The organism is Pseudomonas inefficax (genome assembly GCF_900277125.1).
Lineage (GTDB): Bacteria > Pseudomonadota > Gammaproteobacteria > Pseudomonadales > Pseudomonadaceae > Aquipseudomonas > Aquipseudomonas inefficax.
This window is the reverse complement of the sequence record NZ_OPYN01000028.1, coordinates 85,666-97,265: the sequence shown is the minus strand read 5'-3', so window position 1 is coordinate 97,265 and position 11,600 is coordinate 85,666. Positions and strand designations below refer to the sequence as shown.

The following is an 11,600-nucleotide window of genomic DNA, read 5'->3' as shown; positions in this document are numbered from 1 at the left end:
GCAAAGGAGGCTGGTCGGATACGAACCTGACTCTCTCAGTTCCTCGATCAGGAAAAACGATCGGGATCCGACATCAAGAGAGCCGTAGCCTTTTTTAAGATTTCAGCCTCGGTCTACAGGCGCTTGATCTTGGCTCGCAGTTGCTGGAGCTCTCGCTGTTCGTCGCTGATCGCTTTGGTACCGGCTACTGGCTGGCCCTTCTGTCGCTCTTTACGTACCTGATCAACCCAGCGGCGCAGGGCTGTAGGGCCGACGTCCATTGATGCGCAGACGTCGGGAATCGAGCAGTGGTCATCTAGAACCATGCTGGCAGCACGTTGCTTGAACTCGCGGGTGTAGGTCTTTCGTTCTTGCATGAAACCTCCTGATTGGGCGAATCATATCGCCCTTAAGAGGTGTCCGGGATCATTAGGCCAGTTCAAACCCGCTCCCACAGGTAAATCACCTCCTTCAAATAGGGTGAGATCCTGTGGGAGCGGGCGTGCCCGCGAAGAGGCCGGGACAGACAACGCAAACCCCCAAGCCCCTCACCGCTGGCCCTCCCCCCTCCCAATGGCCTAGACTGCATTATTGCGTCAGTTCGCCCAAGGCCCTTGCATGTCCGACCCCCGCTATCAGATCGACGTCAGCGTCGTGACCCGCTACCTCAAAGAACAATCCGACCCCGAAAACAGTCGTTTCGCTTTCGCCTACACCATCACCGTGCAGAACAATGGCTCGCTCAAGGCCAAGCTGCTGTCGCGCCACTGGCTGATCACCAATGGTGACGGCGAGGTCGAGGAAGTGCGTGGCGCCGGCGTGGTAGGGCAGCAGCCCAATATCGACCCGGGCCAGAGCCATACCTACAGCAGCGGCGCGGTCATCAGCACTCGCGTGGGCACCATGCAGGGCAGCTACCAGATGTTCGCCGAAGACGGCAAACGCTTCGATGCCGAGATCGCCCCCTTCCGCCTGGCGGTGCCCGGGGCGCTGCACTGATGGCTACCTACGCCGTTGGTGACCTGCAGGGCTGCCTGCAGCCACTCAAGTGCCTGCTCGAACGGGTCAGCTTCAACCCCGCCGTTGATCGTCTGTGGCTGGTCGGCGACCTGGTCAACCGCGGCCCCGAGTCGCTGGAAACCCTGCGCTTCCTTTATTCGATCCGTCAGTCGCTGGTGTGCGTGCTGGGCAACCATGACCTGCACCTGCTGGCCGCCTGGCACAATGTCGAACGCCTGAAGAAAAGCGACACACTGCGCGAAATCATCGAAGCGCCGGACGCCGACCAGCTGTTCGACTGGCTGCGCCAGCAAAAGCTGCTGCATTACGACGAACCTCGTGGCATTGCCCTGGTTCACGCCGGCATTCCACCGCAATGGACCTTGGGCAAAGCCTTGGAGCTGGCCGCCGAGGTCGAGGAAGTGCTGCGCGACGACGAGCGCCTGAAACTGTACCTGGACGGCATGTACGGCAACGAGCCGAACAAGTGGAGCAAGAACCTCAGCGGTATCGAGCGCCTGCGGGTCATCACCAACTACCTCACGCGCATGCGCTTCTGCACCGTCGAGGGCAAGCTCGACCTCAAGAGCAAGGAAGGCCTGGATACCGCCCCCAAAGGCTACAAGCCGTGGTATGCACACAAGGGCCGCCGCTCACGCCACGTGAAAATCATCTTTGGCCACTGGGCCGCCCTGCAAGGGCAGGTCGACGAGCCCGGCATCATCGCCCTGGACACCGGTTGCGTGTGGGGCGGTGCCATGACCCTGTACAACGTCGACAACGGCGAATACCACCGCTGTGACTGCAGCGACGACGGCAACTTACGCCTCCCCAGCCAAACGCCTACACTGAACGATCAAAACTGAAGGAAGCCGTACCCATGAGCGAATTCAAGCGCATCCCTCCCGAACAGGCCCTGGCCCTGCGCGCGCAAGGTGCGGTAGTCGTCGACATTCGCGACCCGCAGGCCTTTGCCGCCGGCCACATCACCGGTGCCAAGCATCTGGATAACCATTCGGTCGCCGAGTTCATCCGCAATGCCGACCTCGATGCCCCGACCCTGGTGGTGTGCTACCACGGCAATTCCAGCCAGAGCGCAGCGGCCTATCTGGTGAACCAGGGCTTCTCGGACGTATACAGCGTCGACGGCGGCTTTGAGCTGTGGCGCACCACTTACCCGGCCGAGACTGCCCAAGGCACTGCCGAATAATTTTTTCATCTTTACTGCAGCCCGCGCCCCGTGCGGGCTTGCGGCTTATCTGACGAACGGTCGTTCGCAACTTCTCCGCCCCTCGCCCTTGACCTTGCGGATAACCAACTATTCTTAAGCGCAGGCCATCCAGAAAAAGGGGAGAGCCGGTACACCGGCGTGCGGGTCATCGGTAGCGTTACAGGGTGTTCTGGGGGGTATACAGCAGCCGGCAAACCCGGTTGCATGCCAGCATCAGCTGACTGATCCGGCGTCGTCTCCACGTATCGAGCGAGGTGACGTCATGAGTATTTTTAGCCACTTCCAACAACGTTTCGAGTCTACGCGCCAGGAAGAACTCTCGCTGCAGGAGTACCTCGAGCTGTGCAAAGAGGATCGCAGTGCCTACGCATCGGCGGCCGAACGGCTGTTGCTGGCCATCGGTGAGCCGGAGCTGATCGACACCTCAACCAACTCCAGACTGTCGCGAATCTTCTCCAACAAGGTTATCCGCCGCTATCCGGCCTTTGCCGACTTCCATGGCATGGAAGAGTGCATCGACCAGATCGTGTCCTACTTCCGCCACGCCGCTCAAGGCCTGGAGGAAAAGAAACAGATCCTCTACCTGCTGGGCCCGGTGGGCGGCGGCAAGTCGTCGCTGGCTGAAAAACTCAAGCAGCTGATGGAAAAGGTACCGTTTTACGCCATCAAGGGCTCGCCGGTATTCGAGTCGCCCCTGGGGCTGTTCAACGCCACCGAAGACGGGGCCATTCTCGAGGAAGAGTTCGGTATCCCGCGGCGCTACCTGAACACCATCATGTCGCCCTGGGCCACCAAGCGCCTGCAGGAGTTCGGCGGCGACATCAGCAAGTTCAAAGTGGTGAAACTGTACCCGTCGATTCTCAACCAGATCGCCATCGCCAAGACCGAACCCGGCGACGAGAACAACCAGGACATTTCGGCCCTGGTCGGCAAGGTCGATATCCGCAAGCTCGAAGAATTCCCGCAGAACGACGCCGACGCCTATGCCTATTCGGGTGCGCTGTGCCGGGCCAACCAAGGCCTGATGGAATTCGTCGAGATGTTCAAGGCCCCGATCAAGGTCCTGCACCCGCTGCTTACCGCCACCCAGGAAGGCAACTACAACAGTACCGAAGGCCTCGGCGCCATCCCCTACTCCGGGATCTTGCTGGCCCACTCCAACGAATCGGAGTGGCACACCTTCCGCAACAACAAGAACAACGAGGCGTTCATCGACCGGATCTACATCGTCAAGGTGCCGTACTGCCTGCGCGTCAGCGACGAAATCAAGATCTACGACAAGCTACTGATCAACAGCTCGCTGGCCAAGGCCCACTGCGCGCCAGACACGCTGAAGATGCTCGCCCAGTTCACCGTGCTGTCGCGCCTGAAAGAGCCGGAAAACTCCAACATCTATTCGAAGATGCGGGTGTACGACGGTGAAAACCTCAAGGACACCGATCCGAAGGCCAAGTCGATCCAGGAGTACCGCGATTCCGCCGGCGTCGACGAAGGCATGAACGGGCTGTCGACCCGCTTCGCGTTCAAGATCCTGTCCAAGGTGTTCAACTTCGACCCGCATGAAGTGGCCGCCAACCCTGTGCACCTGCTGTATGTGCTGGAGCAGCAGATCGAGCAGGAACAGTTCCCGGCAGAAGTGCGCGAACGCTACCTGCGCTACCTGAAGGAGTATCTGGCCCCACGCTACATCGAGTTCATCGGCAAGGAAATCCAGACCGCCTACCTGGAGTCCTACAGCGAATACGGCCAGAACATCTTCGACCGCTACGTGCTGTACGCCGATTTCTGGATCCAGGACCAGGAATACCGCGATCCGGAAACCGGCGAAATTCTCAACCGTATCGCCCTCAACGAAGAACTGGAGAAGATCGAGAAGCCGGCCGGCATCAGCAACCCGAAAGATTTCCGCAACGAAATCGTCAACTTCGTGCTGCGTGCCCGTGCCAACAATAACGGCAAGAATCCGAGCTGGCTGAGCTATGAAAAGCTGCGGGTGGTGATCGAGAAGAAAATGTTCTCCAACACCGAGGACCTGCTGCCGGTCATCAGCTTCAACGCCAAGGCAAGCAAGGAGGACCAACAGAAACACAACGACTTCGTCACGCGCATGGTGGAGCGTGGCTACACCGACAAACAGGTTCGTCTGCTGTCGGAATGGTACCTGCGGGTCAGGAAATCGCAATAAGGCGACAAGCTACCCACCGCGCGCCCAGGGCTGCTACCCCAGCCCTGGGCGGCGGCAGCTGCTTTGCTGCCATTACGTGCAGCAGCTCGTAGCTTGAAGCGTGCAGCTGTTCCCAGCTACCGGAGGGACCATGAGCTACGTTATAGATCGACGCCTGAACGGCAAGAACAAGAGCACGGTGAACCGCCAGCGCTTCCTGCGGCGGTACCGCGAACATATCAAGAAAGCCGTCGAAGAGGCGGTAAGCCGCCGTTCCATCATGGACATGGAACATGGCGAGCAGATCAGCATTCCGGGGCGCGACATCGACGAACCGGTGCTGCACCATGGTCGCGGGGGCAAGCAGACCATCGTGCACCCAGGCAACAAGGAATTCACCGCCGGTGAACACATCCCCAGGCCACAGGGCGGCGGCGGTGGCAGCGGCCGTGGCAAGGCCGGCAACTCCGGCGAGGGCATGGACGACTTCGTCTTCCAGATCACCCAGGAAGAATTCCTCGAATTCATGTTCGAGGACCTCGAGCTGCCCAACCTGGTCAAACGTCACCTGACCGGGGCCGACACCTTCAAGACCGTGCGCGCCGGTATCGCCAACGAAGGCAACCCGTCACGTATCAACATCGTGCGCACCCTGCGTTCGGCCCATGCCCGGCGCATCGCCCTGACCGGCAGCAGCCGCGCACTGCTGCGCGAAGCGCAGAAGGAACTCGCCCGCCTGAAGGTCGAAGAACCGGATAATTTCACCGATATCCAGGAAGTCGAACACGAGATCGAACGCCTGAAGGCACGCATCAACCGCCTGCCCTTCCTCGACACTTTCGACCTCAAGTACAACCTGCTGGTCAAGCAGCCCAACCCCAGCTCCAAGGCAGTGATGTTCTGCCTGATGGACGTGTCCGGCTCGATGACCCAGGCCACCAAGGACATCGCCAAGCGCTTTTTCATCCTGCTGTACCTGTTCCTCAAGCGAAACTACGACCGCATCGAAGTGGTATTCATCCGCCACCACACCAGCGCCCGTGAAGTCGACGAGGAAGAATTCTTCTATTCGCGGGAAACCGGCGGCACCATCGTATCCAGCGCGCTCAAGCTGATGCAGGAGGTCATGGCCGAACGCTACCCGGCAAGCGACTGGAACATCTACGCCGCCCAGGCCTCCGACGGTGACAACTGGAACGACGACTCGCCGATCTGCCGCGACATCCTGGCCAAGCAGATCATGCCGCATGTGCAGTACTACACTTACGTTGAAATCACTCCTCGTGAACACCAGGCGCTGTGGTACGAATACGAGCGCATAGGCGAAGCCTTCCCCGACACATTCGCCCAGCAGCAGTTGGTATCGGCCGGCGATATCTACCCGGTCTTCCGTGAACTCTTCCAGCGCAGGTTAGCCACATGACCGCCAGAGCACAGAGACGCCAACCTATTTCCACCGGGTCCGAGTGGACGTTCGAACTGATCCAGACCTACGATCGGGAAATCAGCCGCCTGGCCGAGCGTTACGCCCTGGACACCTACCCCAACCAGATCGAGGTGATTACCGCCGAGCAGATGATGGACGCCTATGCCTCGGTCGGCATGCCGCTGGGTTACCATCATTGGTCCTACGGCAAGCAGTTCCTCAGCACGGAGAAATCCTACAGCCGTGGCCAGATGGGCCTGGCCTACGAGATCGTGATCAACTCCGACCCGTGCATCGCCTACCTGATGGAAGAAAACACCATGTGCATGCAGGCACTGGTGATCGCCCATGCCTGCTACGGCCATAACAGCTTCTTCAAGGGCAACTACCTGTTCCGCACCTGGACCGACGCCAGCTCGATCATCGACTACCTGGTGTTCGCCAAGCAGTACATCGCCCAGTGCGAAGAGCGCCATGGCATCGATGCCGTGGAAGATCTGATCGACTCCTGCCATGCCCTGATGAACTACGGCGTCGACCGTTACAAGCGGCCTTATCCGATTTCCGCCGAAGAGGAGCGGCGGCGGCAGAAGGAGCGCGAGGAACACCTGCAGCGGCAGATCAATGACCTGTGGCGAACCATTCCGAAGAGCGCTGACAAGGGTAGCGATCGAGATGATGCGCGCTTCCCCGCCGAACCGCAGGAAAACATCCTTTATTTCATCGAGAAGAACGCCCCGCTACTGGAGCCCTGGCAGCGTGAAGTGGTGCGCATCGTGCGCAAGATTGCCCAGTATTTCTACCCGCAGCGCCAGACCCAGGTGATGAACGAAGGCTGGGCGACATTCTGGCACTACACGCTGATGAACGATCTGTATGACGAGGGGCTTATCACCGAAGGCTTCATGATGGAGTTCTTGCAGTCGCACACCAGCGTAGTGTTCCAGCCCGGCTTCGACAGCCCCTACTACAACGGCATCAACCCCTACGCACTGGGCTTTGCGATGTACACCGACATCCGCCGCATGTGCGAAAACCCGACCGAAGAAGATCGCCGCTGGTTCCCCGACATTGCCGGCAGTGACTGGCTTTCTACCATCAAGTTTGCCATGAGCAGCTTCAAGGACGAGAGCTTCATCCTGCAGTACCTGTCGCCAAAGGTCATGCGCGATCTCAAGCTGTTCAGCATCCTCGATGACGACCAGCGCGACGACCTGTATGTACCTGCCATCCACGACGAGGCCGGCTATCGGACCATTCGCGAACTACTGGCGGCGCAGTACAACCTGGGTAACCGCGAGCCAAACGTGCAGATCTGGAGCGTCGACCGCCGCGGCGACCGCTCGCTGACCTTGCGTCACCAGCAACACAACCGCAAACCGCTGGGCGACTCGACCGAGGAAGTGCTCAAGCACCTGCACCGCCTGTGGGGCTTCGACATCCACCTGGAGACCGTTCAGGGCGAGCAGGTGATGAAGACGCACCATATGCCACCACGCGGCGAGCACGGCGAAAACGCCGATTACGGGCGCATGGACCTGGCGGTCATCCACCACCTCTGATGCTACCCCATGGCTGCCGACGGGTTATCCTGTCGGCAGTTATGGAGAGTTGCACATGCACATCTACAAAGTCGGCGGCGCGGTACGCGACCGCCTGCTCGGCCGCCCTGTCAGCGATATCGACTGGCTGGTGGTCGGCGCTAGCGTCGAAGAAATGCTTGCCAAAGGTTATCGCCCGGTCGGGGCTGATTTCCCGGTGTTCCTGCACCCGAAAACCGGCGAGGAATACGCCCTGGCACGTACCGAACGCAAGAGCGGCCGCGGCTACGGCGGGTTCACGTTTCACGCCAGCCCAGATGTGACACTGGAAGAAGACCTGATCCGCCGCGACCTCACGATCAATGCAATGGCCGAGGATGAAGCCGGCACGGTTTATGACCCGTACAACGGTCAGCAGGATCTAGATCAACGCCTGTTACGTCATGTTTCCCCGGCATTCGCCGAAGATCCGCTGCGTGTGCTGCGCGTCGCACGCTTTGCTGCCCGTTATGCACCGCTGGGTTTCCGGGTTGCCGATGAGACGCTTGAGCTGATGCGCCTGATCAGTGCCTCGGGCGAACTGCAGGCGCTGACCGCCGAGCGCAGCTGGAAGGAAATCGAGCGGGCGCTGATGGAGGCGCAGCCGCAGGTGTTCTTCCAGGTGCTGCGCGTTTGCGGGGCCTTGCCAGAGCTGCTGCCTGAGCTCGATAACGATACCCAGGGCCTGGCAGCGCTGGAGCAGGCCGCGCTGCACGAAGAGGCTCTGCACGTGCGCTGGGCCTGCCTGTTGCACACGCTGCCCCCCGCCTCGATCAAGGCGGTCAACCAGCGCCTCAAGGCGCCGCGGGAATGCCAGGAACTGGCGTTGCTGACCGGTGAGTGCCTGGCGAAGGCTGGCCAGGCGCCGGAGTTGCCTGCCACGGCAGTGCTGGAGTTGTTGCAGAAGTTCGATGTATATCGACGGCCGCAGCGATTCGAGGACTTCCTGATCGCTTGCGAGATGACAGCACTGGGCGAGGGCAAATCGGGTTATCCACAGGCCGACTATCTGCGAGGGGCAGCAGCGGCGGCGCGGGCAGTGGATGTGAAGCCGTTGGTGCAGGCAGGGCTGACTGGCCAGGCCTTGGGTGAAGCGCTCAAAAGTGAGCGGCTGAAAGCGCTCGAGGCTTACAAGCTCGGTTGAACAAACCGGCCCTTTCGCGGCTAAAGCCGCTCCCACAGGGACCGCGCATTTTCTGAACCTCGCACCTAAACCTGTGGGAGCGGCTTTAGCCGCGAAAGGGCCAGTACAGGCTCATGCTGGAGTCAGCTGCAGCCCCCGCCACTCGAAGGCAACCGGGGCCAACACCTGATCAATCCGCGCCTCCTGCCACAACTGCGCCATTGTCTTGCCTACCCCCGGATGCAACAACTCGGGCGCCAGCAGCGACAGCGGCCACAGCACAAAGGCGTTCTTCAGGATCTCGGCGCGAGGCAACACCAGCCCATCGAAGGTGCCGTGCAAGTCGTCATACATCAGCACATCGATATCCAGCGGCAGCCCCTTGCGGTCCGGCGCATAGCGGCCATTGTCGGCCTCGATGAACTTCAACCGGCGGTCCAGTTCGATCAACGGCAACGCAGTCTGCCCGGTCACCACGAAGTTGATGAACGGCCCGCTCTTGATTCCCACCGCCTGGCTTTCGAACGCCGGCGAACAGCGCATGTCGGTCAGGATGCCCGCCAACGCATCGAGCCCGGCGCACAAGTGCACCTCGCGATCGATATTGCTGCCAAGGCCCAGGTAAACCGTGCTCAGAGACATCCGCGCTCGATCTCCACGCCAACACCACCACGGGCCGCCGGCACCGCACCTGGCTTGGTCAGCTTCAACCGCACCCATGGGATGTGGAACTCCTCCATCAACGTCGCCACCAGGCGCTCGGCGAAAGTTTCCACCAGTTCGAAACGGGCCTGTTCGGCAAACGCCTGGATGCGCGCCGATACACTGGCATAGTCCAGCGCCAGGTTCAGGTCGTCACTGGCCGCAGCCGGGCGGTTGTCCCAGGCAAAGCTCAGGTCCAGGCGCAAGCACTGGCGAATATCCCGCTCCCAGTCATAGGCACCGATAACGGTATCGACTTCCAGGCCTTCGATGAACACTCTGTCCAAGCACTTCTCTCCACAGCACGACAAGGGCGACTGGCGCCGTTAGAATCAGGGCGTCCTCGCCCGGAATAGTTAGCATGTTTTGGTTACTGGCGTTGCTCGCCTACCTGCTCGGCTCGCTGTCCTTCGCCATCGTCCTCAGCCGCCTTACAGGCAGCCCGGACCCGCGTTCCAGCGGTTCAGGCAATGCCGGCGCCACCAACATGCTACGCCTGGCAGGCCGTAAACTGGCGATCCTGACCCTGCTTGGCGACCTGTGCAAGGGCCTGTTGCCGGTATTGCTCGCCCGCGGTACCGGGCTGGACCTGCACGCGCAGGCCTGGGTTGGCGTGTGCGCAGTGCTGGGCCACCTGTTCCCGCTGTACTTCCGCTTCCAGGGCGGCAAGGGCGTGGCAACAGCCGCCGGCATGCTCATGGCCCTGTACTTCCCGGCCGCGCTGCTGGCCATTGGCGCCTGGCTGCTGACCTTCTACCTCACCCGCACCAGTTCGCTGGCGGCGCTGATCGCCACCCCCCTGACCCTGCCATTGCTGGCCTGGCGCGAGCCAGAGGCCCTGCTGCCGATCACCGTGCTGACGGCGATGATCGTATGGCGTCACCGCAGCAACCTGCGCGACCTGTTCGCGGGCCGTGAGCGGCACTTCTAACGCTCAAACCGGCGGCAACTGCTCCATTGGCCAGCGTGCCTGCACGCTGATTGCCAGGTCCTGCTGCTGCCCGGCCAACAACCGCTGGCAGCCGGCATAGGCAATCATCGCGCCGTTGTCGGTGCAGAACTGCGGACGCGCGTAGTACACGTTGCCCTTGATGCTGCCGAGCATGTCCTCGAGGGACGCACGCAGGGCCTTGTTGGCGCTGACGCCACCGGCAATGACCAGGCGCTTGAGGCTGGTCTGCTTCAACGCCCGCTTGCACTTGATGGTCAAAGTCTCCACCACCGCCTGCTGGAATGCCAGGGACAGGTCGCAACGGGTTTGCTCACTGTCGTCGCCGGCATCGCGGCACTGCTGCCAGGTGTTCAGGGCAAAGGTTTTCAGGCCGCTGAAGCTGAACTCCAGGCCCGGGCGATCGGTCATCGGCCGCGGGAACACGAAGCGGCCAGGCACGCCGCGCTCGGCCAGGCGGGCGATTTCCGGGCCACCGGGGTAGTTCAGGCCGATCAGCTTGGCGGTCTTGTCGAACGCTTCGCCGGCGGCGTCATCAAGGCTCTCGCCCAGCAGCTCGTAGTGACCGATGCCATCGACCCGCACCAGCTGGGTGTGGCCACCGGAAACCAACAAAGCGACGAACGGAAACTCCGGAGGGTTTTCTTCCAGCATGGGTGCCAGCAGGTGGCCTTCCATGTGGTGTACGCCAATAGCCGGAATGTCCCAGGCAAAGGCCAGCGCCTGGGCGCAGGAGGCTCCCACCAGCAGGGCACCGACCAGGCCAGGGCCCGCGGTGTAGGCGATGGCGTCGATCTCGGTGGCGACGCAGCCGGCCTCGTCCAGCACCTGGCGGATGAGCGGCAGCATGCGCTTGACGTGGTCACGCGAGGCAAGCTCCGGCACCACACCGCCGAACACGCGGTGCAGGTCGATCTGGCTGAACAGCGCGTCGGCCAACAAACCGCGCTCGCTGTCGTATAATGCGACGCCAGTTTCGTCGCAGGATGTTTCCAATCCCAGTACTAGCATGGGTTCGTCCCTTGTGGGGGCTGAATTCGAAGCCGCGCATGATAGTCCCCGTGTCGGATGCCGACCAGCGGTTTTCGATCAGAGGCTTTGCATTCCGGCTTGCTAAGGGTTAACATCCGCAACCCTTGAAAACCGACGTTCTCCAGCACACCTTTGTTTTGCCAGGAGCACGTCTACCCCGGTAATGAATTAAGGTAGCCCTGGATGCCAGCCGTCAAAGTTAAAGAGAACGAACCCTTCGACGTAGCTCTGCGTCGTTTCAAGCGCTCCTGCGAAAAAGCCGGTGTACTGGCTGAAGTTCGTAGCCGCGAGTTTTACGAGAAGCCGACCGCCGAGCGTAAGCGCAAAGCAGCTGCTGCTGTTAAGCGTCACGCCAAGAAAGTTCAGCGCGAACAGCGCCGCGCCGTTCGTCTGTACTAATACAGACGTTCTACGC

13 protein-coding genes are annotated in these 11,600 nt (G+C 61.0%); 9 read left to right on the top strand and 4 right to left on the bottom strand.

Translation table 11 applies throughout. From position 1 onward, the window contains the following. Positions 1–113: 113 nt before the first annotated feature. Positions 114–356, bottom strand: a complete 243-nt coding sequence (locus tag JV551A3_RS03360) for a transposase (protein ID WP_133978326.1) — start codon at positions 354–356, stop codon at positions 114–116. Between the two features lie 241 nt (positions 357–597). Between JV551A3_RS03360 and apaG the strand changes: the two genes are divergently transcribed. From apaG to JV551A3_RS03325, 7 genes are all read left to right on the top strand, one after another. Further along, a complete protein-coding gene (apaG, locus tag JV551A3_RS03355) occupies positions 598–978 on the top strand; it encodes a Co2+/Mg2+ efflux protein ApaG (RefSeq protein ID WP_012270198.1) in 381 nt (126 codons plus the stop codon). Then, a complete protein-coding gene (locus JV551A3_RS03350; RefSeq protein WP_133970056.1) occupies positions 978–1,844 on the top strand; it encodes a symmetrical bis(5'-nucleosyl)-tetraphosphatase in 867 nt (288 codons plus the stop codon). Before apaG ends, JV551A3_RS03350 begins: the two co-directional genes overlap by 1 nt. Before the next feature lie 14 nt (positions 1,845–1,858). Further along, the gene (glpE, locus tag JV551A3_RS03345; RefSeq protein ID WP_133970055.1) at positions 1,859–2,188 is read left to right on the top strand and encodes a thiosulfate sulfurtransferase GlpE; all 330 of its coding nucleotides are present in this window, start codon (positions 1,859–1,861) and stop codon (positions 2,186–2,188) included. 283 nt (positions 2,189–2,471) lie between these two features. Further along, the gene (locus JV551A3_RS03340) at positions 2,472–4,394 is read left to right on the top strand and encodes a PrkA family serine protein kinase (RefSeq protein WP_133970054.1); all 1,923 of its coding nucleotides are present in this window, start codon (positions 2,472–2,474) and stop codon (positions 4,392–4,394) included. 130 nt (positions 4,395–4,524) lie between these two features. After that, positions 4,525–5,796 (top strand): YeaH/YhbH family protein, encoded by a 1,272-nt coding sequence (locus JV551A3_RS03335; protein WP_013970586.1) that lies wholly within the window; start codon positions 4,525–4,527, stop codon positions 5,794–5,796. Beyond that, the gene (locus JV551A3_RS03330; RefSeq protein WP_133970053.1) at positions 5,793–7,361 is read left to right on the top strand and encodes a SpoVR family protein; all 1,569 of its coding nucleotides are present in this window, start codon (positions 5,793–5,795) and stop codon (positions 7,359–7,361) included. Before JV551A3_RS03335 ends, JV551A3_RS03330 begins: the two co-directional genes overlap by 4 nt. A gap of 55 nt (positions 7,362–7,416) precedes the next feature. Next, positions 7,417–8,523: a multifunctional CCA addition/repair protein gene (locus JV551A3_RS03325; protein ID WP_133970052.1), complete on the top strand. Its 1,107-nt coding sequence runs from the start codon at positions 7,417–7,419 to the stop codon at positions 8,521–8,523. Between the two features lie 111 nt (positions 8,524–8,634). Here the strand turns inward: JV551A3_RS03325 and folK are convergent, their stop codons facing one another. Together folK and folB are read right to left on the bottom strand one after the other, a co-directional pair. Further along, complete coding sequence (folK, locus tag JV551A3_RS03320; protein ID WP_133970051.1) at positions 8,635–9,144, bottom strand: 2-amino-4-hydroxy-6-hydroxymethyldihydropteridine diphosphokinase; 510 nt, start codon at positions 9,142–9,144, stop codon at positions 8,635–8,637. Next, a complete protein-coding gene (gene folB / locus JV551A3_RS03315; RefSeq protein WP_133970050.1) occupies positions 9,135–9,491 on the bottom strand; it encodes a dihydroneopterin aldolase in 357 nt (118 codons plus the stop codon). Before folB ends, folK begins: the two co-directional genes overlap by 10 nt. A 74-nt stretch (positions 9,492–9,565) precedes the next feature. On the opposite strand from folB, the gene plsY reads away from it, so the two are divergent. Beyond that, positions 9,566–10,135, top strand: a complete 570-nt coding sequence (gene plsY / locus JV551A3_RS03310; RefSeq protein ID WP_112251528.1) for a glycerol-3-phosphate 1-O-acyltransferase PlsY — start codon at positions 9,566–9,568, stop codon at positions 10,133–10,135. A 3-nt stretch (positions 10,136–10,138) separates the two neighbouring features. On the opposite strand, the gene tsaD is transcribed toward plsY, so the two are convergent. Then, complete coding sequence (gene tsaD / locus JV551A3_RS03305) at positions 10,139–11,164, bottom strand: tRNA (adenosine(37)-N6)-threonylcarbamoyltransferase complex transferase subunit TsaD (RefSeq protein WP_133970049.1); 1,026 nt, start codon at positions 11,162–11,164, stop codon at positions 10,139–10,141. 204 nt (positions 11,165–11,368) lie between these two features. Here tsaD and rpsU point away from each other — a divergent pair, with 204 nt between their 5' ends. Continuing rightward, positions 11,369–11,584 (top strand): 30S ribosomal protein S21, encoded by a 216-nt coding sequence (gene rpsU / locus JV551A3_RS03300; RefSeq protein WP_003255575.1) that lies wholly within the window; start codon positions 11,369–11,371, stop codon positions 11,582–11,584. The last annotated feature ends 16 nt before the right edge of the window (positions 11,585–11,600 follow it).

Excerpts from the sequence above, each read along its gene's own strand:
- rpsU (WP_003255575.1), top strand. The coding sequence starts at position 11,369 with ATGCCAGCCGTCAAAGTTAAAGAGAACGAACCCTTCGACGTAGCTCTG.
- folK (WP_133970051.1), bottom strand. The coding sequence starts at position 9,144 with ATGTCTCTGAGCACGGTTTACCTGGGCCTTGGCAGCAATATCGATCGC.
- JV551A3_RS03360 (WP_133978326.1), bottom strand. The coding sequence starts at position 356 with ATGCAAGAACGAAAGACCTACACCCGCGAGTTCAAGCAACGTGCTGCC.
- plsY (WP_112251528.1), top strand. The coding sequence starts at position 9,566 with ATGTTTTGGTTACTGGCGTTGCTCGCCTACCTGCTCGGCTCGCTGTCC.
- JV551A3_RS03340 (WP_133970054.1), top strand. The coding sequence starts at position 2,472 with ATGAGTATTTTTAGCCACTTCCAACAACGTTTCGAGTCTACGCGCCAG.
- tsaD (WP_133970049.1), bottom strand. The coding sequence starts at position 11,164 with ATGCTAGTACTGGGATTGGAAACATCCTGCGACGAAACTGGCGTCGCA.
- JV551A3_RS03330 (WP_133970053.1), top strand. The coding sequence starts at position 5,793 with ATGACCGCCAGAGCACAGAGACGCCAACCTATTTCCACCGGGTCCGAG.
- JV551A3_RS03350 (WP_133970056.1), top strand. The coding sequence starts at position 978 with ATGGCTACCTACGCCGTTGGTGACCTGCAGGGCTGCCTGCAGCCACTC.
- JV551A3_RS03325 (WP_133970052.1), top strand. The coding sequence starts at position 7,417 with ATGCACATCTACAAAGTCGGCGGCGCGGTACGCGACCGCCTGCTCGGC.
- apaG (WP_012270198.1), top strand. The coding sequence starts at position 598 with ATGTCCGACCCCCGCTATCAGATCGACGTCAGCGTCGTGACCCGCTAC.
- glpE (WP_133970055.1), top strand. The coding sequence starts at position 1,859 with ATGAGCGAATTCAAGCGCATCCCTCCCGAACAGGCCCTGGCCCTGCGC.
- JV551A3_RS03335 (WP_013970586.1), top strand. The coding sequence starts at position 4,525 with ATGAGCTACGTTATAGATCGACGCCTGAACGGCAAGAACAAGAGCACG.